At 75.6% G+C, this 22891-nt stretch carries 16 protein-coding genes and 1 pseudogene; 8 read left to right on the forward strand and 9 right to left on the reverse strand.

What is annotated here, in order from left to right; all coding sequences use genetic code 11:
* Positions 1–30: 30 nt before the first annotated feature.
* The 5 genes from AB2L27_RS05840 (at position 31) to AB2L27_RS05860 (ending at position 6319) form a co-directional block, all read left to right on the forward strand.
* Complete coding sequence (locus AB2L27_RS05840; protein ID WP_370440534.1) at positions 31–1623, forward strand: glycoside hydrolase family 43 protein; 1593 nt, start codon at positions 31–33, stop codon at positions 1621–1623.
* Positions 1620–2516 carry a DUF6807 family protein gene (locus AB2L27_RS05845; RefSeq protein WP_370440535.1) on the forward strand — a complete coding sequence of 299 codons (897 nt, stop codon included), beginning with the start codon at positions 1620–1622 and terminating at the stop codon, positions 2514–2516. Before AB2L27_RS05840 ends, AB2L27_RS05845 begins: the two co-directional genes overlap by 4 nt.
* Positions 2513–3658, forward strand: a complete 1146-nt coding sequence (locus tag AB2L27_RS05850) for a Gfo/Idh/MocA family protein (protein ID WP_370440536.1) — start codon at positions 2513–2515, stop codon at positions 3656–3658. Before AB2L27_RS05845 ends, AB2L27_RS05850 begins: the two co-directional genes overlap by 4 nt.
* Positions 3659–3753: 95 nt before the next feature.
* Entirely contained in the window at positions 3754–4686 is a 933-nt protein-coding gene (kdgD, locus tag AB2L27_RS05855) for a 5-dehydro-4-deoxyglucarate dehydratase (protein ID WP_370440598.1), read from the forward strand.
* Between the two features lie 97 nt (positions 4687–4783).
* Complete coding sequence (locus AB2L27_RS05860) at positions 4784–6319, forward strand: aldehyde dehydrogenase (NADP(+)) (protein WP_370440599.1); 1536 nt, start codon at positions 4784–4786, stop codon at positions 6317–6319.
* 70 nt (positions 6320–6389) lie between these two features.
* Here the strand turns inward: AB2L27_RS05860 and AB2L27_RS05865 are convergent, their stop codons facing one another.
* Positions 6390–9302: a glycoside hydrolase family 2 TIM barrel-domain containing protein gene (locus AB2L27_RS05865; protein ID WP_370440537.1), complete on the reverse strand. Its 2913-nt coding sequence runs from the start codon at positions 9300–9302 to the stop codon at positions 6390–6392.
* A gap of 423 nt (positions 9303–9725) precedes the next feature.
* Between AB2L27_RS05865 and AB2L27_RS05870 the strand changes: the two are divergent.
* Both AB2L27_RS05870 and AB2L27_RS05875 read left to right on the forward strand, forming a co-directional pair.
* Positions 9726–10673: pseudogene (locus tag AB2L27_RS05870) on the forward strand (ROK family protein).
* 177 nt (positions 10674–10850) lie between these two features.
* Positions 10851–12770, forward strand: coding sequence for an FAD/NAD(P)-binding protein (locus tag AB2L27_RS05875; RefSeq protein WP_370440538.1), 1920 nt, complete (start codon positions 10851–10853; stop codon positions 12768–12770).
* Here the strand turns inward: AB2L27_RS05875 and AB2L27_RS05880 are convergent.
* From AB2L27_RS05880 to AB2L27_RS05915, 8 genes are all read right to left on the reverse strand, one after another.
* Positions 12706–13515, reverse strand: a complete 810-nt coding sequence (locus AB2L27_RS05880) for a class I SAM-dependent methyltransferase (protein WP_370440539.1) — start codon at positions 13513–13515, stop codon at positions 12706–12708. The two genes, AB2L27_RS05875 and AB2L27_RS05880, sit on opposite strands and share 65 nt — an antisense overlap.
* Positions 13516–13531: 16 nt before the next feature.
* Positions 13532–14749 carry a cobalamin-independent methionine synthase II family protein gene (locus tag AB2L27_RS05885; RefSeq protein WP_370440540.1) on the reverse strand — a complete coding sequence of 406 codons (1218 nt, stop codon included), beginning with the start codon at positions 14747–14749 and terminating at the stop codon, positions 13532–13534.
* Positions 14750–15068: 319 nt separating this feature from the next.
* Complete coding sequence (locus tag AB2L27_RS05890; protein WP_370440541.1) at positions 15069–15557, reverse strand: GNAT family N-acetyltransferase; 489 nt, start codon at positions 15555–15557, stop codon at positions 15069–15071.
* A gap of 32 nt (positions 15558–15589) precedes the next feature.
* The gene (sufU, locus tag AB2L27_RS05895; RefSeq protein WP_370440542.1) at positions 15590–16021 is read right to left on the reverse strand and encodes a Fe-S cluster assembly sulfur transfer protein SufU; all 432 of its coding nucleotides are present in this window, start codon (positions 16019–16021) and stop codon (positions 15590–15592) included.
* Positions 16022–16056: 35 nt separating this feature from the next.
* Entirely contained in the window at positions 16057–17391 is a 1335-nt protein-coding gene (locus AB2L27_RS05900; protein WP_370440543.1) for a SufS family cysteine desulfurase, read from the reverse strand.
* Complete coding sequence (locus AB2L27_RS05905; RefSeq protein WP_370440544.1) at positions 17388–18188, reverse strand: DUF1684 domain-containing protein; 801 nt, start codon at positions 18186–18188, stop codon at positions 17388–17390. The genes AB2L27_RS05900 and AB2L27_RS05905 overlap by 4 nt, the downstream gene beginning before the upstream one ends.
* A 10-nt stretch (positions 18189–18198) precedes the next feature.
* Positions 18199–19566, reverse strand: a complete 1368-nt coding sequence (locus tag AB2L27_RS05910) for an NtaA/DmoA family FMN-dependent monooxygenase (protein ID WP_370440545.1) — start codon at positions 19564–19566, stop codon at positions 18199–18201.
* Positions 19563–20669: an LLM class flavin-dependent oxidoreductase gene (locus tag AB2L27_RS05915; RefSeq protein WP_370440546.1), complete on the reverse strand. Its 1107-nt coding sequence runs from the start codon at positions 20667–20669 to the stop codon at positions 19563–19565. The genes AB2L27_RS05910 and AB2L27_RS05915 overlap by 4 nt, the downstream gene beginning before the upstream one ends.
* A 233-nt stretch (positions 20670–20902) precedes the next feature.
* Between AB2L27_RS05915 and acs the strand changes: the two genes are divergently transcribed.
* Positions 20903–22837, forward strand: coding sequence for an acetate--CoA ligase (gene acs / locus AB2L27_RS05920; protein WP_370440547.1), 1935 nt, complete (start codon positions 20903–20905; stop codon positions 22835–22837).
* Positions 22838–22891 lie beyond the last annotated feature (54 nt).

The following is a 22891-nucleotide window of genomic DNA, read 5'->3' on the forward strand; positions in this document are numbered from 1 at the left end:
TGAGTAAACGCTTTCCGGTAGAGTTCCACCATGTCCGCCACCGATGTCGCCGGCGCCGCCGGAACTCCCGGGCCGACCTCCTGCGCGACCACGTCACCGGCCGCCCCCACCCCCACCTACCGCAACCCGGTGCTCGCCGCCGACTGGCCCGACCCCGACGCCGTGCGGGTGGGCCCGGACTACTACCTGGTCGCCTCGAGCTTCAACCGCTCCCCCGGTCTGCCCGTGCTGCACTCCCGCGACCTCGTGAACTGGCGGCTGCTCACCCACGCCCTGCCCCGGCTCGAGGAGGGCGGGGGTTCCTCCCTGCCCCGCCACGGCGGCGGGGTCTGGGCCCCGGCCATCCGGTTCCACGCCGGGCGTTTCCACGTCGTGTTCCCCGACCCCGACCGCGGGATCTCCGTGGTGAGCGCCACCGACCCGGCCGGCCCCTGGTCGGCCCCCCGACCGCTGCTCACCGGCCTCGGGCTCATCGACCCCTGCCCGTTCTGGGACGTCGACGGGTCGGCCTGGCTGGTGCACGGCTGGGCCCGCAGCCGCAGCGGTACCGGGAACCGGCTCTCCCTCGTGCCCGTCGACGCCGACCTGACCCGGGCGACAGGTCCCGGTCGCGTCCTGGTGGACGGCCGGGACGTTCCCGGGTGCACCACGCTGGAGGGGCCGAAGCTGTACCGGCGGGGCTCGTCCTACTACGTGTTCGCCCCCGCCGGGGGCGTGGCGACGGGGTGGCAGTCGGTGTTCCGCGCCGCCTCGCTGGAGGGCCCCTGGGAGCACCGGATCGTCCTGCACCAGGGCGGCACCGACGTCAACGGGCCCCACCAGGGGGCGTGGGTGGACACCCCCACCGGCGGGCACTGGTTCCTGCACTTCCAGGACACCGGCGCCACGGGCCGGGTCGTGCACCTGCAGCCGCTGCGCGGGACCGACGACGGCTGGCCCGTCGTGGGCGCCGCCGGGGCCGGGCGGGAGTGCGGGGAACCGGTGGCCACGCACCCCACCCCGCACGGCACCGTCCAGGGCTCGCGGGTCCCCGGTGGCGGGGACGACTTCGCGGACGGGCCGGGGCCGCAGTGGCGCTGGCAGGCCGACGTCCCCGCCGACCGGGCGAGCACCCGGGACGGCCGGCTCGTCCTGCGCGCGGACCCGTGCGACACGGGGAACCTGCGGACGCTGCCGCAGGTGCTCGGCCAGCCGCTGCCGGTCCCGGCGACCCGGTTCACCACGACGGTCTCGGTGGAGGGCCCGGCCGGCGCACGGGCCGGCGTGGTCGTGCTCGGACGGGCCTACACCTGGACGGGTCTGCGCCGCCGGCCCGACGGGGACGAGGAGGTGGTCGTGGGCCGGCGCTCCCCCGAGGAGGTCGACGAACGCGTCGAGGTGCACGCCAGGGTTCCCGCCGGCACGGTCCTGGAGGTCGAACTCCTCGTGCGCGACGCGGCGACGAGCACGGCGGTGCGGGTGCCCGGGACCGGGTGGACGTCCCTGACCCGGGACGAACCCGCCGTGGCCGGCCACTGGATCGGGGCCGAGACCGCCCTGTTCGCCACCGCCCCCCTGGGCGGTCCACCCGGCACCGGGTGGTTCGGGCCCGTCGAACGCACCGTCGAGGAGGAGCAGCCGTGAGACCGACCGTCCTGCAGGAGACCACCCCGGGACCGGACGCTCCCGCCCCGGGGGACGTGGTGGGGTTCCGCTCCGGTGACGACCTGCCACCGGCGCAGTCCCCCCGGCCGCACCTGCACCCCGTGCGCTCCCTGGCCGGCACGGTCCTCACGGACAGCGCACCGGCCGACCACCCCCACCACCACGGCGTGGGGATGGCCGTGGCCGACCTCGGCGGGACGAACCACTGGGGCGGGCGCACGTTCGTCCCGGGCCGGGGTTCGACCCTGCTGGACGACCACGGCCGGCAGCGGATCGGTTCCCGGCGGGACCTGCCGGACGGGGCCGACCTGCGGATCGAGTGGCTCGACGCGCGGGGGCAGCGGCAGGGGGTGGAGGAACGGCGCGTGCGCGTCCGCCCGCACCCCCGGGGGTGGGTGCTGTCGTGGTCCTCCACCCTGGTGCCCGGCTCCCCGGTGTCGGTGGGGTCACCGGCGACCAACGGCCGGCCGGGCGCGTTCTACGGCGGGTGGTTCTGGCGCACCCCCTTCCCCGGCGCCGACGTCGCGACCGCGGCCGGTCCCGGCGTCGAGAACGCCCACGGCGCCCGCTCGCCGTGGTTGCTGGTCACCGCCGCCCCCGGTCCGCAGCAGCCGGCGGTCTCGCTGCTGGCCGTCCAGCGACGGCGGCCCCGGCCCTGGTTCGTGCGCACCCGCGGCTACGTCGGGTTCGGGCCGGCCCTGGCCGTGTCCGACCGGTTGCCGCTGAGTTCCGGTGCACCGCTCGTGGAGGAGGTCGACGTGCTGGTCCTGGATTCCCGGCCCACCGCCGCCCAGGCCGCCGACCTGGCGGCGGACCTGCTGGCGCCACCGGGTCCCGGTGGTCGTCCGGGCACGGCGGGGGGTCCGGCGTGAGCGGGGCCGGCCGGGGACGTCCCACCGTGGCCCTGGTGGGGGTGCACGGCTACGGGCGCCTGCACCTGGAGCGGTTGCTCGCCCGGCAGCACCGCGGCGAGATCGACCTGGTCGCGGTCGCCGACCCCGTCCCGGCGGACGCCGCGCTCGAGGGGGCCCGGCAGTTCCCCGCGCTGGACGACCTGCTGGCGGTGCACGGACCCGAGGTCGTCGTCGTGAGCACGCCGCTGCACACCCACGCCGACCTGGCCGGTCAGGCCCTGCGGGCGGGCGCGCACGTCCTGGTCGAGAAACCCGCCACCGCCGACCTGCCCTCGTTCGAGGAGCTGCTGGCCCTGAGCGAGCGGACGTCCCGCTGGTGCCAGGTCGGTTTCCAGAGCCTGGGGTCCGCGGCCGTCGAGCACGTCCGCGAGCGCGTCGCCGGGGGCAGGATCGGCACCGTCACGGGGTACTCCGCGGTGGGGTGCTGGGTGCGGACGCGGGCGTACTACGACCGCGCCCCCTGGGCGGGCCGGCGCCGGTTGCAGGGCCGGGTCGTCGCCGACGGGGTGCTCACGAACCCGCTGGCGCACGCCGTGGCGACCGTGCTGGCCGTCGCCGGTGCCCGCCGGCTGCAGGACGTCGTCGAGGTCGAGACGGACCTGTTCCACGTCAACGACATCGAGGCCGACGACACCTCCACCGCGCGGATCGTGCTGGGCGACGGCCTGGACGTCCTCGTCGCCGTCACCCTGGCCGCGGCCGAGCAGGGGGAACCCTTCGTCACGGTGACGGGCACCGCGGGGTCGATCCGGTTGTTCTACACCCTGGACACCGTCGTGGAGGAGACGCCGGGGCGCCCGCCGCGGGTCACCCGGCACGAGCGCGTCGACCTGTTCGACGACCTGCTCGACGCCGTGCGCACGGGCGCCCGGCCGCGGTCGGCGCTGCGGGAGGCCGGGGGTTTCGCCCGGGTCCAGGACGCCGTCGTGAACTCCCCCGCCCCCCGCGCGGTGCCCGCGGAGTTCCTGCGCCGGCACGACCTGCCCGGTGGTGACGTGCGCTGGGAACTGCCGGGGATCGAGGAGGCCGTCCAGCGGGCGGTCACCCGGCGCCGGACCTTCAGCGAGCTCGACCTCGACTGGGCCCGCGCCGCCCGGTGACGCACCCACCGTGCTGTCCACGGATGCAGACACTGTTCAGGGAGGAGAACGACTGGTACGTTCACGGGAAACCCCTCCCCTGACGCCCCGTGACCCTGGAGAAGCTCGTGAACGAGAGCACCTGCTCCCCCGACGACCTGCGCCGCACCCTCGGCGCGGGACTGCTGTCCTTCCCGGTGACCCACACCCGCGACGACCTCTCCTTCGACGAGGACGGGTACCGCGAGCACGTCGCCCACCTGGCGCAGTTCGGGGCCTCCGGGCTGTTCGCCGCCGGCGGCACCGGGGAGTTCCCCGCGCTCACGCAGGAGGAGGTCCAGCGGATCGTCCGCGCCACCGTCGAGGCCGGCGGGGGCGCCGCACCCGTCGTCGCGCCGGTGGGCTACGGCACCTCGACGGCGGTCGCGATGGCCCGCGACGCCGGGGCCGCGGGCGCGGACGGCGTCTTCGTCCTGCCGCCCTACCTCAACGAGCTGACCCAGGAGGGGCTGTACCAGCACGTCGCGGCGGTGTGCCGGGCGACACCCCTCGGCGTGGTCGTCTACCACCGGGCCAACGCCCGGTTCACCGCGGCCACCGTGGGCCGGCTCGTCGCCGAGTTCGACAACTTCGTCGGGTTCAAGGACGGCATCGGCGACGTCGAGCTCCTGGCGCGGCTGAACGCCACCCACGGTGAGCGGGTCCTGACCGTCGGCGGGCTGCCGACCGCGGAGACCTACGCCCTGCCCTACCTCGAACTCGGGGTGACCACGTACTCCTCGGCCATCTTCAACTTCGCCCCGCGCTGGGCGACCGAGTTCTACCGCGCGGTCCGCGCCCGCGACCGGGACACCGTGCTCGACGGGCTGCGCACGTTCGTCCTGCCCTACCTCGGCATCCGCGACCGCTCCCCCGGGTACCCCGTCTCCATCGTCAAGGCCGGCATGACGGCCGTCGGGCGCAGCGCCGGACCGGTCCGTCCCCCGTTGACCGACCTCACCGCCGACGAACTCGCCGAACTGACCGACCTCGTCCAGAAGGTGGCCTGACCGCGACATGACCACGACCGCAGAGACCGCAGAGACCGCACGAACCGCAGAGGCCGCGGGGACCACCGGCGGCCCGGCCGCGCCCCTGACCGGGGAGATGGTCCTGGCCGGCGCCCGGGTGCGTGGACGCGGGCGGACGGTGCACGCCGTCGACCCGCGCACGGGTCGGACCCTCGACCCCGGGTACGCCCTCGGCGGGGCCGAGGACGTCGACCGCGCCGCGACCGCCGCCGCGGAGGCGTTCCGCACCTACCGCCGCACCGACCCCGGGGTGCGCGCGGCGTTCCTGGACACCACCGCCGAGATCCTCACCGACCGCACCGAGACGATCGTGGCGCGGGTGCAGCAGGAGACGGGCATCCCCGAGGCGCGGGTGCGCGGGGAGCTCACGCGCACCGTGAACCAGTTGCGCCTGTTCGCCGGGGTCCTGCGCGAGGGTTCCGCGGCGGGGGTGCGCATCGAACCGGCCCTGCCGGACCGGACCCCCCTGCCCCGCCCGGACCTGCGTCAGCGACGGGTGCCCCTGGGACCGGTCGCGGTGTTCGGGGCCTCGAACTTCCCGCTGGCCTTCTCCGTCGCCGGTGGCGACACGGCCGCCGCCCTGGCCGCGGGGTGCCCCGTCGTCGTCAAGGCGCACGGTTCCCACCCGGGCACCTCCGAGCTGGTCGGCCTCGCCGTCACCGAGGCCGCGGCCCGGCACGGCCTGCCCGCCGGGGTGTTCTCCCTCGTCTACGGCGAGGGCCGCGAGGTCGGCACCGCGCTGGCCGCGCACCCGGCGGTCCGGGCGGTCGGGTTCACCGGCTCCCGCGCCGGCGGCACCGCGCTGATGGCGGTCGCGCAGGCCCGCCCGCACCCGATCCCGGTCTACGCGGAGATGTCCAGCACCAACCCCGTCGTGCTGCTGCCCGGGGCGCTGGGCGAGCGGGGTGCGGACATCGGCGCCGGGTTCGCCGCCTCGCTCACCACCAGCGCCGGCCAGCTGTGCACCAACCCCGGCCTGGTGCTGCTCGTGGAGGGCCCCGGCAGCGCGGAGTTCCTGGACAGCGCCGCGGACGCGGTCCGCCGCACCCCGGCCACCCCCATGCTGTCCCCGGCGATCTCCTCGGCCTACCGCGACGGGGTGCAGGCCCTGCGCGAGCACCCGGCGGTCACCGAACTGGCCGCCGGGGAGGAGGACGAGTCCCTCGCCGCCCCGGGCACGGCGCACCTGTTCACCACCACCGCCACCGCCTTCGCCGCCGACGAGGCCCTCGCCGCGGAGGTCTTCGGGGCGACCTCCCTCGTCGTCCGGGTCCCCGACGTGGCGGACCTGCCCGCCCTGCTGGAACGTCTGGAGGGCCAGCTCACCGCCACCGTGCACCTGAGCGAGGCCGACACCGCCACGGCGGCCGACCTGGTGCCGGTGCTGGAGGAGAAGGTGGGCCGCCTCGTCGTCAACGGCTGGCCCACGGGCGTCGACGTCGGTGCGGCCATCGTCCACGGCGGGCCCTTCCCCGCGACCAGCGACGGGCGGTCCACCTCGGTCGGGACGCTCGCGATCGAACGGTTCCAGCGGCCGGTGGCCTACCAGGACGCGCCCGCGGCGCTGCTCCCGCCGGAACTGCGCGACGGGGCGTCCACCCCCACCACCTGACACCCGCCCGTGAGGCCCACCCGTGCCGCCGCCCCGCAGGACGGCGGCACGGGGTGGCGCACGGTCCGGTTCAGCCCAGGGGTTCCAGCACGAACCCGAAGCTCACCGGACCGGCCTGGAGCCGGTACCGCGGCAGGGCCCCGGGGCCGCACGAGCCGGACCCGATGCCCTGCTGGGCGTGGTCCAGGTGCAGCCAGATCCGCCCCTCGTCGTGCAGGGCGGACGTGTGCGCCGCCGCGTCGAGCGCCTCGGTGCTCCACGGGCGGGCCGTCAGACCGAACGGGGTGGTGCTGCGCACGCGCAGCCCGCGCCCGGCGCCGTCGGTGAGCTCGGCCCAGCGCACCCCGGCCCGTTGCCCGTTCTCCTGGGGCCGGACGTAGGGCGTCTGCAGTTCCTCCACGCTCGCGCGGAACCGGCTCGTCCACGTCGCCCACCCCGTGTCGGGGTAGGCCTCCCCCGGCCCCTGCCCGAACCACGTCAGGTGCCGCAGCTCGCGCGGCAGCGCGAGCCGGAGGCCGACCCGGGGCAGCGGGACGGCCAGGCCCCCGGGGGTCTCGGGGACGACGTCGACGTGCAGGTGCACGGCGCCGCCGGCCGACGGGGTCCAGCGCCACGTCGTGACGAAACCGGTGTCCGTGCCGGCCGGGGCGCTGCGCCCGGCCACGAGCACCGCGGTGTCGGTGCGCTCGAGGTGGCCGGTGCGGTGCCGGAGCCGGTGCAGCCCGAGGGAACGCCACGTCGGGGCGAGGGGTTCCCCGAAGTCCCCGCGGTCGTTGTCGGTGGGGGCGCGCCACAGGGCGAGTTCGGCGACCTCGACGGGCACGGACCCCACCTGCCGCAGGCGGCCGGTGCGGGCGTCCAGGACGGCCGGGCCCACCAGGAGGTCCGGGCCGCGCAGCACCGGGGCCCCCTCGGCGGGCGGGTCCGGCACGGGTCCCGGGTCGAGCTGCACCTGCCCCCGGCCGAGTTCGTGCCCGGCCGGCGCCCACGACGTCGCGGCCGCCAGGTGGGCGGTCACGGTGAACCACCGCTCCCCCGCCGCCGGGCCCAGACCCGCGACCTCCTCGGGCAGGTCCAGCAGCGTCGTGGCCCGCGGCGCCAGTTCCGGTGTCGGCAGGGTGCCCGCAGCCACCTGCACCCCGTCGTCCTCCACCGACCACCGCAGGGCGACGTGCGCGAGGTCGACGACGTCGTGGTGGTTGGTCAACCGCAGCAGGTCACCGGACGGCGTGGTCTGCGGGCGCAGCCGCACCTGGGCGATGACGGCCTTGTAGTCGAGCAGACCCGGGGAGGGCGTGCGGTCGGGGAACACCAGGCCGTCGGCGACGAAGGCCCCGTCGTGCACGGGTTCACCGAAGTCCCCGCCGTAGGCGAACCGCTCGACCCCGTCGGGACCGGTCTGCCGCAGGCCGTGGTCGATCCACTCCCAGACGAACCCGCCCATGCACCGCTCGGAGGACTCGAACAGGTCCTGGTACTCCACGAGCCCGCCGGGGCCGTTGCCCATCGCGTGCGCGTACTCGCACTGCACGAACGGCATGGCCCGGCGACGCGCGTCGGCGGCCGCGTCGTCGAGGGGTTCCTCGCGACGGCCGGCGATGGCTTCGACCTCGGCGTGGCCGGCGTACATCCGCGAGTAGACGTCCGCGTACGGGACGGACCAGTCGTGCTCGTAGTGGACGGGGCGGGAGGGGTCCCGGTCCTTCACCCAGGCGGACATCGCGGCGAGGTTCTGCCCCGTGCCGCTCTCGTTGCCGAGGGACCACAGCACGACGCTCGGGTGGTTCTTGTCCCGCTCGACGGTCCGGGCCATCCGGTCCAGGTAGGCCTCGCGCCAGCGCGGGTCGTCGGAGGGGTTGCCGCGCCAGTCCAGCAGCCAGAAACCGTGCGTCTCCAGGTCGCACTCGTCGACGACCCACAGACCGTGCTCGTCGCACAGGTCCAGGAAGCGCGGGTGCGGCGGGTAGTGGCTGGTCCGGACGGCGTTGACGTTGTGCCGCTTCATGAGCAGCACGTCGGCGAGCATCTCGGCCTCGGTGACCGCGCGGCCGCGGTCGGCGGAGACCTCGTGCCGGTTGACGCCGCGCAGCTTCACGGGGGCACCGTTGACGGTGAACACGCCCTCGACGATCGCGACGGTCCGGAAACCCACCCGCACCCGGACGCGCTCGGCCCCACCGTCCGCGACGACCTCGGCGTCGTACAGGCGCGGGACCTCCGCCGACCAGGGCTGGACCCCGGGAACCTCGACGTCCTGCCCGCACGGCACGTCCAGGCCCAGCTCGGGCACCAGCAACCGGGCGGGCGACGGCGTGTCGACGCGCAGCGAACCGGTCCCCGTCGCGTGGTCGTACCCGGCGTGGACGAACACGTCCTCGACGGCCCCCGCGGGCCGGGACAGCAGCGTGACGTCGCGGAAGATCCCCGACAGCCACCACATGTCCTGGTCCTCGAGGTAGCTGGCGGCCGACCACTGGTGGACGCGGACGGCCAGCACGTGCTCGTCCCGGTCCGCGAGCAGCGCCCCGGTCACGTCGAACTCCACGGGCAGCCGCGACCCGACCGACCGGCCCACCTCGGTGCCGTCGACCCAGGCGGTGAAGGCCGAGTCGACCCCCTCGAAGCGCAGCACGGCCCGGGCGCCGCCGTCGAGGAACCCCGCCGGCAGCGCGAAGGACCGCCGGTGGTCACCGGTGGGGTTCTCCTCGGGCACGAACGGCGGCTCGACCGGGAAGGGGTAGGTGATGTTCGTGTAGGCCGGGGTGCCCCAGCCCTGGAGCTGCCAGTGCCCGGGCACCTCGATGCGGTCCCAGGCCGAGTCGTCCAGCGCCGGGTCGGCGAGGTCGGCGGGGGTGTCGGCGTGCTCGGCGTGGCGGAAGCGCCACCCGCCGTTCAGCGACAGGGCGGGCGCGTCCGACCGCACCCAGGCCCGGGCGGGCAGGGCCCCTCGTGCGGGAGTGAACTCCTCGAACCAGTGGTTCATCCTTCGGGCGCTCCGTCGGTACGTCGGCGTACGGGACGAGGGAAGTTCTACGCTGAAACCCCCACGGCGTCAACGACCGGTGCGGACCCCTCCCCGGTGGAGGATTTCCCCGGCGGGGGGTTTCACACCAGAACTCCCCCACGTACGATCGGGCCCCGACGAAGGAGGCGGACCATCGACGTCCCCGCACCCGGCGCCCGCACCGCACCGGCGGCCGTGGCCTGGACACCGCTGACGGGCACGGCGCACAGCATCGCCCTGGAGGTGCTGCTGGACGGGCCGCTGCCGCGCAGCGAGCTGGCCCGGCGGCTGGACCTGTCCGCCGGCACGCTGACGCGGCTGGCGCGGCCGCTGCTGGACTCCGGCCTGCTGCGCGAGATCGGTGAGGCCCCCGACCCGGTGACGGGCCGGCCGACCCGGCCGATGGACGTCGACGAGAACGCCCACCTGTTCGTCGGGGTCAAGCTCACCGCCACGACCGCCCACGTGGTGCTGACCTCGTTGCGCGCCACCGTCCTCGCCGCCGCCGAGGCCGTCCTGCCCGACGCGGCCCCCGACGTCGTCCGGCGGACCGTGGCCGACCTCGTCCGCGCCGTCGTGGCCGACCACGACCCCGCCGGCCCCGGGGAGGTCCGGGCCGTCGGCGTGGCCCTCGGCGGCCTGGTGGGCGAGGACGGGACCGTGCTCAGCGCGAGCTTCCTGGGCTGGCGGGACGTGCCGTTCGGCCCCGACCTCGAGGCCGACCTGGGCCTGCCCGTCGTCCTCGACAACGACCTGCTGTCCTTCACCCGCGCCGAGCAGTGATTCGGCTCCGCGCGCCGGTGCGGCCACTTCGCCGTGCTGACCATCGGTGAGGGCCTGGGCTACGGCCTCGTCGTGCACGAGCAGGTGCTCGACCGCCCCGACGCCGGGGTCGGCCTGCTCGGGCACTTCCCCCTGCTGCCCGGGGGTCCGTTGTGCCCCGAGGGCCACCAGGGCTGCGCCGACGCGCTGCTGACGGTGGCGGCCGTGGAGTCGCGCGCCTGCGCCGCCCTGCGCCGCCCCGTGCGCTACGAGGAGGTCCTCGACCTCGCCGCGGCCGGGGACCGGCTGGCCACCCGCGTCGTCGAGGACTCCGCCTACGGCCTGGGCGTGCTCGTCGCGGCCATCGGCAACCTCACCATGCCCGAGAAGGTCATCCTCTCGGGCGAGGGCGTCCACCTGGCCGTCGTCGGCCGGGACGCGCTGCACCGGGGACTGCGCGAGCACCGCAGCCCGTACGCGAGCCCCCTGGACCTGCAGGTCCAGCCGACGGGCTTCACCGAGTGGGCCCGCGGCGCCGCCGTCACCGCGATCCAGACCTTCGTGCTCGGCCACCGCCGCACCGCCTGACCCCGCCGCCGGCGGGCAGGGGGCGCGCGCTCGCCTACCCTGGGCACGTGCGGATCGCGGGGACGACGAACGGCCGGCTCGTGCGCCGCCGTCACGTCGACCTGTGCCGCACCCACACCGCCACGTGTCGCTGAGGAGCGTCCCCGGAGTCCCCTCCGTCCCTCCCCAGGAGCCCTCGTGAGCCTCACCCTGCTCTTCGTCGGCGCCGGCCCGCGCACCCTCGGCGTGCTCGACCGGCTGTCCGCGCACGCCCGCGCCACCGGTGCGCGGGTCGACGTGCACGTCGTGGACCCCCACCCCGCGGGGGCGGGCCGGGTCTGGCGCGCCGACCAGCACCCGCTGCTGTGGATGAACTCGCGCGCCGCGGACGTCACCGTGCTGCCCGACGCGTCCTGCCGGCTCCAGGGCCCGGTCCGCACCGGCCCGACCCTGTACGCCTGGCTCGACGCCCACCGCGCCGAGCTCGCCGCGCAGTTCGCCGCCGCGGGCGAGGACGTCCTGCGCCGGGAGGTCCTGGCGGTGCGCGAGGGCACGTTCGTCTCCCGCGCCCTGGGCAGCCGCTACCTGACCTGGGCCTGGGACCACGTCGTCGCGGACCTGCCCGGGACCGTGCGGCTGACGGTGCACCGCACCCGGGTCACCGACCTGCGCGGCACCGGCCGCCAGCACGTGGACCTGGCGGACGGGACGGCGCTGGCCGTGGACGCGGTGGTCCTGGCCCAGGGCCACCCCGACGTGGTCCCCGGCCCCCGCGAACGGGCGGCGCGGGAGTTCGCCGCGCGGCACGGCCTGGGGTACGTCGCGCCGGGGTACACGAGCGACCTCGGGCTGAGCGGGGACGAGGAGACCCTGCCCCCGGGCCGCGACGTGCTCGTGGCGGGGATGGGGCTGGCGTTCGTCGACCTGCTGGTCCTGCTGACGCAGGGCCGGGGCGGGCGGTTCGAGGAGACGCCCGCCGGCCTCGTCTACCACCCCAGCGGCCGCGAACCCGTGCTGCACGTGGGATCGCGCCGCGGGGTCCCCTACCGCTCGAAGATCACCTACGAGCTGGCCGAGCGTCCCCGCCTCCCCCGGTTCCTCACCCCGCAGGCGCTGCCGCCGGGCCCGGGGCTGAACCTGCGCCGGGACGTGTGGCCGCTGGTGGCCGAGGAACTGGCCGGGGCCCACTACGCCGAGCTGTTCCGCGCCCACCCCGGGCGGACGACGATGGACGCCGCCGAGTTCGAGCGCCGGTCCGCCGCCACGGGCCGGGGCAGCGCGGAACGCGACGCCCTCGTGGCGCAGGCCGTGCCGGACCCGTCGGACCGGTTCGACCTGCACCGCCTGGACCGCCCGCTGGAGGGATGGTGGGCGCCCACCGGCGCGGCCGTGCACGAGCGCGTCCGCGCGCACGTGGCCGCCGACGTCGAACGCCGCGGTGATCCGCGGTTCAGCATGGACGCCGCCGTGTTCCACGCGCTGCTGTCGTGCTACGTCACCGTCGCCGGGCTCGCGCACGACGGGCGGCTCGACGAGACGTCCGTCGCCGAGGTCGACGGCTGGTGGCACGGGACGTTCAGCTACGTGGCCTCCGGCCCCCCGCCGCGGCGGTTGCGGGAACTGCTGGCGCTGGCCGACGCCGGCGTCGTGCGGTTCCTCGGCGGGGACGTGCGGTTCGCGCCCGACGAGGTCGGCCGGTGCTGGACCGCCCGCTCGGCGAACTCCCCCGACACGGTCGGCGCGGCCGTGCTCGTCGACGCGCGGTTGCCCGAGGCGCGCGCCACCGCGAGCGCGGACCCGGTGCTGCGCCACCTCACCGGCCGCGGGGAACTGCGCGAGCTCGCCGGCGGGAAACTGGTCGTGGACCCCGGGCAGCGCCTCGTGCACGCCGACGGTTCCGTGCACCCGCGCCGGTTCGCGGTCGGGCCGTGGGTGGCCGGCGGGGGCTGGGCGGCGGCGTTCGCCCGTCCCGGGCTGGACGCGGGGTTCTTCCGCCTCAACGACCGCCTCGCCCGGGCCCTCCTGGCGCTGGACCCGCCGTTGGACGGTGGGTTCAGCGTCGACGGCCCGCGCGCAGCCAGTAGCGCGCCGTCCCGGCGAACGCCGGCCGGACGCTGAGCTCGACCTCCAGCTCCTCCAGGTCGGCGGCGACGCGGTCGTCGGCGCGGTGGGCGTCCTCGAGCAGGGCGGTGACGGCGAGGACCCCGGCGCTGCCGACGACGTCGCAGCCCGCGTCGGCGAGGGCGTCCTCGGCGAACTCCGGGGACAGGCGCAGCGCCGTGTGCCCGGTCGCGGGGTCGGCGGCCCGGTCGGCGTCCAGGGCCACCCAGGCCGCGGCGGGTCCGCGGCCCAGGACGGTCGCCACGACGTCGGCCGGCGGGTTCGGCGCCAGCAGCGAGACGAGCCCGCCCGGGCGGACCGAGGACACGAGCGTCGCCACGTCGGCCCGGACCTGCGCGTGGGAGGCCCGGTGCTGCAGCACGTCGTGGCAGAACACGACGTCGAAGGACCCCGACCCGCCCTCCCGGTGCCGGGTGAGGGCGGCCAGCGCCGTGAGGTCCTCCAGGTCGGCCGCCACGGTGTGCACGCGCTCGCCCACCCCCGCGGCCCCGGCCGCGGCCCGGGCCAGCGCCAGCATCTCCGGCGAGCGGTCCAGGACGGTGACGTCGTGCCCGGCCAGCGCGAAGGGCAGGGCGTCGCGGCCGTCGCCCCCGCCGGCGTCCAGGACCCGCAACCGGTCGCCGAGGTCCGCGGTCCACGACCGCAGCAGCCGGGCCACGACGTGGTACCGCAACCGCCCCCACGGGGAGTCCTGCCACAACGCCCAGGCCGCCGCCCCGGCCGGCCCGCTGGTCGGGGTCACCGTGCACCCACCCGGTTCACCGGAACAGGCGCGACCCGGCGAGGCGGGCCCCCTCGCCCAGGGCCGCGAGCTTGGCCACGGCGATCTGGGGGTGGATGCGGCCGCCGAGCCCGCAGTCGGTCGAGGCGACGACGTTCTCCGCGCCCACGACGGAGGCGAAGCGTTCGATGCGGTCGGCCACGAGGTCGGGGTGCTCGACGACGTTCGTCGCGTGGCTGACGATCCCGGGCACGATCTGCTTCCCGGCGGGCAGTTCGACGTCGCGCCAGACCTTCCACTCGTGCTCGTGCCGCACGTTCGCCGCCTCGAAGGAGTACGACCCCGCCTCGATCTCGAGCATGAGGTCCACGATGTGCCGGAACTCGACGTCGGTGGTGTGCGGGCCGTGCCAGCTGCCCCAGCACAGGTGGAACCGCACCTGCTCCGGCGGCAGGCCGCGCAGCGCGTGGTTGAGCGCCTCGACGCGGATCCGGGTGAACGCGCGGTAGTCCTCCACGGAGGGTTCGGGGTTGATCTGGTCCCAGTTCTCCGCGATGGAGGGGTCGTCGACCTGGACCGTCAGACCGGCGTCGACGATGGCGCGGTACTCCTCGCGCATGACGTCGGCCCACGCCCAGATGTGTTCCTCCTCGGTCGCGTAGTACCGGTTGGCGATGCGGGCGGCGCTGCCCGGGGACAAGGAGGTGATGAAACCCTCCTCCAGACCCGCGGCGGCCAGGCCGGCCCGGAGGTTGGCGATGTCGGAGGCGATGGCCTCCTGGCCGGTGTAGGCCAGCGGGCCGGTGGTGGCGGGGAACGCGGTCGCGTTCTTGCCCGTGGAGATGCCCGAGGTGGGGTCGGTGTAGGCGTCGCGGAACAGCGTCCAGTCCCGGCGGTCGGGGAAGCTCGTCAACCGGACGTTCCCGGGCTCGGACCGCACGACCGGCTGGGTGAACAGGTCCTCCCCCGTCACCTCCAGACCCGCGACGCGCTGGAACGAGTACGACCACCAGGCGCCGTAGTCGACGGCGCTCGTCATCGCCTTGCCGTACTCCCCGTCCCCGACGATCGTGACGCCGAGGTCGCGCTGGCGGCGGACGAGGTCGACGACGGCGCCGGTGAGCAGCGCCTCGAACTCGGGCGTGCGTTCGAGGGTGAAACCGTCGGCGGCGAGGGTGCGCGCGTCGTTGGCGGCGATGAGTTCGGGGGTGCGCGGCAGGCTGCCGGCGTGGGAGACGGGGACGGACCTGGTCACGGGCGGTGCTCCGTTCGGGAGGGGGGTCGGGGGACGGCGGGGCGCGCCGGGGCGGTGCGGGCCCTCACCGCGGGGGACGGCCCCGGCCGGGGCGGGCCCCCGCCCGCGATCTCGTGCTGGACCCCCTGCGGGGCGACGTCGACGGCACGACCGTTCCTCCCATCGGTCCTGGCCTGAGCACCCTGCAGGGCGCGGTGCGCCCCCCGGGGTTGCTGCGGCGTCGACGAGCCAGGTCTCTCGGCCGCTCTGGATGGTCCGGTCAGCCTAGGGCATCCCCGCCCGGACCCGGAGACCGACGTGCGGGCACCTCACGGGCACCTCAGAGGAAGCGGTGCATGACGTGCAGGCCGACGTAGCCGTGCTCGGGGTGGTCGAAGGCCTGCGGCACCGTGCCGACGACCGCGAAGCCGAGGGACTGCCACAGGGCGACGGCGGGCCCGTTGGTCTCCACCACGGCGTTGAACTGCATCGCCAGGAAGCCCTGCCCGCGCGCCCAGGCCAGGACGTGCTCCCCCAGCGCCCGGCCGACGCCCCGCCCGCGCGCGGCCGGGGACACCATGAAGCTGGCGGTCGCGACGTGGGAGCCGGCGCCGGGGCGGTTCGGTCCGCACGTCGCGGTCCCGAGGACGGTCCCGGCCTCGTCGACGGCGACGAACGTCCCGCGCGGCGGTGCCCCCACCCAGTCGGCCCGGGCCCGCTCGGAGGTCAGGCCCTGCGGCAGCGCGTACGTCTCGCCGTCGGCGACGATCTCGTCGAAGAAGGGCCAGATGCCGGCCCAGTCGGCGTCGGTGTAGTCGCGGATCTGCACGGGGGCACGCTAACGACCCCGGTCCGGTCCCGTCAGGCCCGCAGCACCGCGTCGGCCAGCGCCGACCAGCTCAGCAGCGCGCACTTGACGCGGGCCGGGTACTTCGCGACCCCGGCGAAGGCGACGGCGTCGCCGATGACCTCCTCGTCGCCGGGGTCCTCGCCCCGGCTGGTCAGCATCTGCTGGACCGCCTCGCGCAGCTCGCCCACGTCGGCGACGGACCGGCCCACGACGAGCCCGTGCAGCACCGAGGCCGAGGCGCGGCTGATCGAGCAGCCCAGCGCGTCGTAGGACACGTCGCCGACGACGGGGGAACCCGCGGGGCCGTCCAGACGGACCCGCAGCGTGATCTCGTCCCCGCACGTGGGGTTGACGTGGTGGGCCTGCGCCGTGAACGGCTCCCGCAGCCCCTCACCGTGCGGCTGCTTGGAGTGCTCGATGATCAACTGCTGGTACAGGTCCACGCGCGTCAGGTTCTCACGCCGCCTCGTCCCCCGGGTCAGCCGAACAGGGCCCGTGCCCGGTGCAGCCCGCGCAGCACGGCGTCGACGTCGGAGGGCTGGTTGTAGGGCCCGAAGCTGACCCGGGTCGTGGCCGTGACGCCGAACCGCCGGTGCAGCGGCCAGGCGCAGTGGTGCCCGACGCGGACCGCGACCCCTTCGTCGTCCAGGAGCTGCCCGACGTCGTGGGCGTGGACCTGCAGGTCCGGGCCGTCCACGACGAAGGAGACGAGGCCCACCCGGTCGGCGGCGTCGAGGGGCCCGAGGACGCGGACCCACGGCAGGTCCGCGAGTTCGCCGAGGAGCCGGGCGGTCAGAGCGCGTTCGTGCGCCTCGACCCGCGCGATCCCGCTGCCGTCCGGGCCCAGGCCGCGCAGGAACTCCACCGCCGCGTGCAGCCCGACCGCCTGGGCCGTCATGGGCACCCCCGCCTCGAACTTCTGCGGGGGCGGGGCGAACGTCGAGCGCTCCATCCGGACGAGCTCGATCATCGAGCCGCCGGTGAGGAACGGGGGCACCGCCTCCAGGAGTTCGGCGCGACCCCACAGGACGCCGATGCCCGAGGGTCCGAGCAGCTTGTGCCCGGAGAACGCGGCGAGGTCGACGCCGAGGGAGGGCAGGTCGACGGGCAGGTGCGGGACGGACTGGCACGCGTCGAGCACGACGAGCGCACCCACGCGGCGGGCGGCCGCGACGAGGTCGGTGACCGGCGCGAGACCGCCGAGGACGTTGGAGGCGTGGGCGAAGGCGACGACCTTCGTCCGCGCGGTGACCAGCTCGTCCAGACCGGACAGGTCCAGGACTCCCCCGTCGGTCACGGGGACCCACCGCAGGACGGCCCCCGTCCGTGCGCACACCTCCTGCCACGGCACGAGATTGGCGTGGTGCTCGGCCTCGGTGACGAGGATCTCGTCGCCCTCGGTCAGCACGAACCGCGGGTCGACGGCCTGGCCGGCCGGTGCGGACCCCCGGGCGGCGTAGGCGGTGGTGGTGCTGAACGCGTGGGCGACGAGGTTCAGCGACTCGGTCGCGTTCTTCGTGAACACGACCTCGTCGGCGGGCGCGCCGACGAACCCGGCGATGGCGGCGCGGGCGGCCTCGAAGTCGTCGGTCGCCTCCTCGGCGAGCTGGTGCGCGCCGCGGTGGACGGCGGCGTTGTGCGTCTCGTAGAACCGCCGCTCGGCGTCCAGGACGGCGCGGGGTTTCTGCGACGTCGCCCCGGAGTCCAGGTACACCAGCGGCCTCCCGGAGCGCGTGGTGCGGGACAGGATCGGGAACTGCGCGCGCAGCGCCTCCAGCTCGGCCGGGGAGAAACCCGCCAGGAGCGTCGTCACCGCGGGTCCTTCTCCCCCGCCGCGACGGGCACGGTGAGCCGGTTCTCCACCGGCGGCAGCGGGCACGTCGCGAAGTCGGTGAACGCGCACGGCAGGTTCTGCGCGCGGTTGAGGTCCAGGACCACCGGGCCAGGCGTCGTGGGGACGGTGACCGACCGCGTCGTCCCCGTCGTCGTCACCCCGCTGGTGGCATCTGTGAACAGCGTGGTTCCGCCCTGGAACACGGTGAGCTGCTGCGGTCCGTCGAGGTCGAACCGGACGAGGCCGACGCCCCGGTACCGGTGCTCCAGACCCTCCACGACCGCGCCCACCACGACGTCCTGCACCTGCTCGTGCGGGACGAACTCGGCGGGCAGCACGTACCGCGGCGAGAACCTGAACACGGGCACTCCGGCGAACGCGGCGAGCGTCGGGGACTGCGGGTCGCGGACGCGCAGCGCGTGGTTCCCGCTGCGCTGCAGGACCTCCACCCGTCGCTCGCCGACCTCGACGAGGGTCCCCGGCGCCCCCTCGGTCGTGCCGACGCGGACGGTGCCCTCGACGGGCGATCCGTCGAGGACGATCCCGTCCGCGGCGGTGGCGGTGACGTCCACCCCGCCGTCGACCGAGGTCCACCGGCCCGGCAACCCCTCGACGGCGGCGGGTTCGGCGTCCAGCCAGTGCAGCCCGGTGAGGCTCAGCCAGCCGTGCGGGGCGGACAGGGTCGTGGTCCGCTCCCGCCGCCAGTCCTCCCACGCGGTGCGGGCGGCGGCGAGGGTTCCCTCGTCGATCGTCGTGGGGGTCCCCGTGGTGGTCACTGGCTGCTCCTCAGGCGGTGTGGCGGTCGGCGGGGCTGGTGCGGGGCGTGTCGTGCGGGTGGGCCAGGCCGAGGTGCTCGCGCAGGGTGGTCCCGGTGTACTCCGTGCGGTACACCCCGCGGTCCTGCAGCAGCGGGACGACGCGGTCCACGAACTCGTCCAGACCGGTCGGGGTGAGGTGCGGGACGAGGATGAACCCGTCGCAGGCGTCGGCCTGCACGTACGCGTCGATCTCGGCGGCGACCCGGTCCGGCGTGCCGACGAACTGCTGGCGGCCGGAGACCTCGACGACGAGTTCGCGCGCGTTCCAGCCGTTCGCGGCGGCCAGCTCGCGCCACTCGCGGGCGACCTCGATCCGGTCGCGCGGGAACCGGGTGCGGCCCTGGGCGATCGTCGAGGTGGGGTCGGGGTCCTGCGCCGGCAGCGGCCCCCCGGGGTCGAAGCCGGTGAGGTCGCGACCCCAGACCTGTTCGAGGAACGCGACGGCCTGCTCGGGCCCGACCTGCTGGAACCGGATCTCGCGGGCGTTCTCCCGCGCCTGCTCCTCGGTGTCCCCGAGCACGAACGAGGCGCCGGGCAGGATCCGCAGGTCCTCGCCCGAGCGGCCGTGGCGGACGGCGCGGGCCCGCAGGTCCGCGGTGAACCGCTGTCCCGCCTCCAGCGTGCCGTGCATCGTGAAGATCGCGTCGGCGTACGCCGCGCCGAACTCCCGGCCGTCGTCGGAATCCCCGGCCTGGAACAGGACCGGGTGCCCCTGGGGACTGCGCGGCAGCAGTCCGGGCCCGCGCACGGCGAACTGCGGGCCGTGGTGCTCGACGTCGCGCACGTCGCGCGCGAAGACACCGCGTCCCGCGTCGGCGACGAGGGCGCCCGGCCCCCAGGAGTCCCAGAACTCCCGGGCCACGTCGAGGACCTCGCGGGCCCGCACGTACCGGTCGGCGTGGTCGAGGTACCCGCCGCGGCGGAAGTTCTCCCCCGTGAACGCGTCCGAGCTCGTGACGACGTTCCACGCGGCCCGCCCGCCGGAGAGGTGGTCGAGGCTGGCGAACTGGCGGGCGACCTCGGCGGCCTCGTTGAACGTGGCGTTGATGGTCCCGGCCAGGCCCAGGTGGGTCGTGACCGCGGCCAGGGAGTTCAGCACCGTCAGCGTGTCCGGCCGCCCCACCACGTCGAGGTCGTGGATCCTCCCGCCCTGCTCGCGCAGGCGCAGGCCCTCGGCGAGGAAGAAGAAGTCCATGAGCCCGCGCTCGGCGGTGCGGGCCAGGTGCTCGAAGGAGGTGAAGTCGGTCTGGCTGCCCGCGCGCGGGTCGCGCCACACGGTGGTCTGGTTGACGCCCGGGAAGTGGGCCCCGAGGTGGACCTGGCGCTTGGTCGTCACGCGGGCACCCCCCGGGCGTAGCGGCTGGCGGGTCGGGGCAGGCCGAAACGTTCCCGCAGCGTGCTGCCGCGCACCACCGGGCGCGCGACCCGGGGCACGACGTCGGCGGCGAGGAGGTCGAGGGTGACCGGCAGGTCCAGCGGCACGACGGCGACCCCGCCGACGCCGGCGGGCAGGTCGCCCAGCAGGTCCAGGAACGTCTCGGGCGTCCCGACGTGCCGCAGGGTCCGCGGCGCGTGCCCGGGGCTCCACTCCTCCAGCTGCGCGGCGACGTCGGCGGCCTCGCCCGCCTCCCGGCGCAGCAGCACCTCGACGTCCAGCAGGACGGTCGCGTCCGGCAGGGCCGCGGCCCACGTCCCGGCCCGGTCGGGGTCGGCGGTCTCCAGCCGGGCGACGTCGGCCTGCGCGGCGGCCAGCGCGAGGGAGGGCTCCTCGCGCACGGGGACGACGACCAGCGGCTGCCCCTGCGGGGAGCGCGGGGTGATGGAGGGGCCCTTCACCGAGAAGAACTCCCCCGCGAACTCGACGGGGTGCAGCCTGTCCCGGTCGACGTACCGGCCGGTGGCCACGTCGCGGATCACCGCGTCGTCCTCCCAGGAGTCCCAGAGCCGGCGGGCCACGTCGACGGTCTCGGCCGCCTCCCGCCACAGCTCCTCCGCGGGCGCGGACGGCTTGCGGCCGAACAGGTCCGCCTCGACGGAGGTGGTGGACACCTCCACCTGCCAGCCGGCGCGGCCCCGGCTCGTGAGGTCCAGCGTCGCGATCGCCTTCTGGGTGTGGAACGGCTCGGTGTGCGTCGTCGTGACGACCGGCACGAGCCCGGCGCGGCGGGTCAGCGGCGCGAGGTGGGCCGCGAGCGCGACCGCGTCGAGGCGGCCGCGCTGGTCGCCCTCCTCGGCCGACTGCAGGCGGTAGGCGTCGGGGACGACGAGCAGGTCGAGGTCGGCGGCCTCGACCGTCGCGGCCAGCCGTCGCCAGTGGGCGGCGGTGAACAGCTCACCGGGACGGGCGCCGGGCAACCGCCAGGCGGCGGGGTGGCGGCCGGCGCCGTCGAGCTCGACGGCCCAGCGCAGGGGTTCGCGCACGGGGGGACGGGGGGACACGGGGCTCCTCGGGGTGGTCCTGACCTGCCGGGCGGCCCGGGAGGGTCCCGGGCGGTGCGAGCGGGTCAGCGACAGACGGCGGAGCGGGTGCGGCACAGGTCGACGTGCCGGCGCTGGACGGCGACGAACGGGCGCGCGACCGCGGTGTCCGCACCTCCGGTCCTGTCCACGGGCCCACGGTACGGCGCGGCTACGCTGGCGGCCAAGCCACCCCGTGACCCTCCGGAGGACCCATGCCCGACGAGCTCGTCGTCCCGCCCCCGGCGGAGTTCGCCGCCCAGGCCAACGTCGGCGCCGAGGAGCACGCGCGGGCCGCCGCCGACCCGCAGGCCTGGTGGGCCGAGCAGGCCCGTCGCCTGCAGTGGGACGAACCGTTCACGACGGTCTTCGACGGCTCGACGCTGCCCACCGCGCAGTGGTTCACGGGCGGGAAGCTCAACGTGGCCGTGAACTGCGTCGACCGCCACGTCGCGGCCGGCCGCGGGGACAAGGTCGCGCTGCACTGGGAGGGCGAACCGGGCGATGCCCGGACCATCACCTACGCCCAGCTCCAGGACGAGGTGTGCCGCCTCGCCAACGCGCTGACCGAACTCGGCGTCGGGCACGGCGACCGCGTCGTCCTGTACCTGCCGGTGCTGCCCGAGACGATCGTCACGACGATGGCCTGCGCCCGGATCGGCGCCGTCGTCTCCCTGGTGTTCGGCGGTTTCTCGGCCGAGGCCCTGCGGTTCCGCGTCGAGGACACCGGCGCCAAGCTCCTCGTCTGCACCGACGGGCAGTTCCGCCGCGGGAGCGCCGTGGCCGTCAAGGGGGCCGCGGACGCGGCGGTCGAGGGCCTGGACCACGTCGAGCACGTCCTCGTCCTGCGCCGCACCGGGGAGCTGACCCCCGACGTGCCGTGGACCCCGGGCCGCGACGTGTGGTGGCACGACCTCGTGGACCGGCAGCCGGCCGAGCACGTCGCGCCCAGCTTCGACGCCGAGAACCCCCTGTTCATCATCTACACGTCGGGGACCACGGGGAAGCCGAAGGGTCTGGTCCACACCTCCGGCGGGTACCTGACCCACACGTCGTGGTCGCACTGGGCCGTGTTCGACGTCAAGGACGACGACGTCTACTGGTGCCAGGCCGACCTGGCGTGGGTGACCGCGCACTCCTACGAGATGTACGGGCCGTTGTCCAACGGCGTGACCCAGGTCATCTACGAGGGGTCGCCGCTGACGCCGCACCCCGGCCGGCACTTCGAGGTCATCGAGAAGTACGGCGTGACGATCTACTACACCGCCCCCACGCTCGTGCGGACGTTCATGAAGCACGGCCCGGACCTGCCCGCGCGGTTCGACCTGTCCTCGCTGCGGCTGCTGGGGTCCGTGGGTGAGGCGATCAACCCCGAGGCGTGGCTGTGGTTGCACCGCAACGTCGGTGGCGGCCGCTGCCCGATCGTCGACACGTGGTGGCAGTCCGAGACGGGCGCCGCCGTCGTCGCCCCCCTGCCGGGCGTGACGCCGCTGAAACCCGGCTCGGGCACCGTCCCGCTGCCGGGGTTGTCCGCGACCGTCGTCGACGAGGCGGGGAACGAGGTGGCCCCGGGCGAGCAGGGCGTCCTGGTCATCACGAAACCCTGGCCGGGCATGGCCCGCACCGTGTGGCGCGACCACGCCCGGTTCGTCAAGAGCTACTGGGAGCCGTACGCGGAGCAGGGGTACTACCTGGCCGGGGACGCCGCCACGAAGGACGCCGACGGCTACGTCTGGATCGGCGGCCGCATCGACGACGTCCTCAACGTCTCCGGGCACCGGCTCTCCAGCATCGAGCTGGAGTCCGCCCTCGTCGCGCACCCCCGGGTGGCCGAGGCCGCCGTCGTCGGGGCGCCCGACGCGACGACGGGCCAGCGGATCGTCGCGTTCGTCATCCTGCGCGGGGAGGGCTCCGACGACGTGGCGGCGGACCTGCGCGAGCACGTCGCGCAGCAGATCGGCCCCGTGGCCAAACCCCGCGACGTCGTCGTGGTGCCGGACCTGCCCAAGACGCGGTCGGGCAAGATCATGCGCCGGCTCATGGCGGACATGACCGCCGGGCGCGGTGGCGGGGACGTCACGTCGCTGCAGGACGAGACCGCCCTGGCCGCCGTCGAGACGGCGTGGGCGCGGTACGTGCAGTCGCGCTGACCGCCCCCGGGGTTCGCCTCGTTGCCTCCCCGGGGTCGATCATCGACCCCGGGG

Origin of the sequence: Kineococcus halophytocola, assembly GCF_041276425.1 — a bacterium.
Classification (GTDB): domain Bacteria; phylum Actinomycetota; class Actinomycetes; order Actinomycetales; family Kineococcaceae; genus Kineococcus; species Kineococcus halophytocola.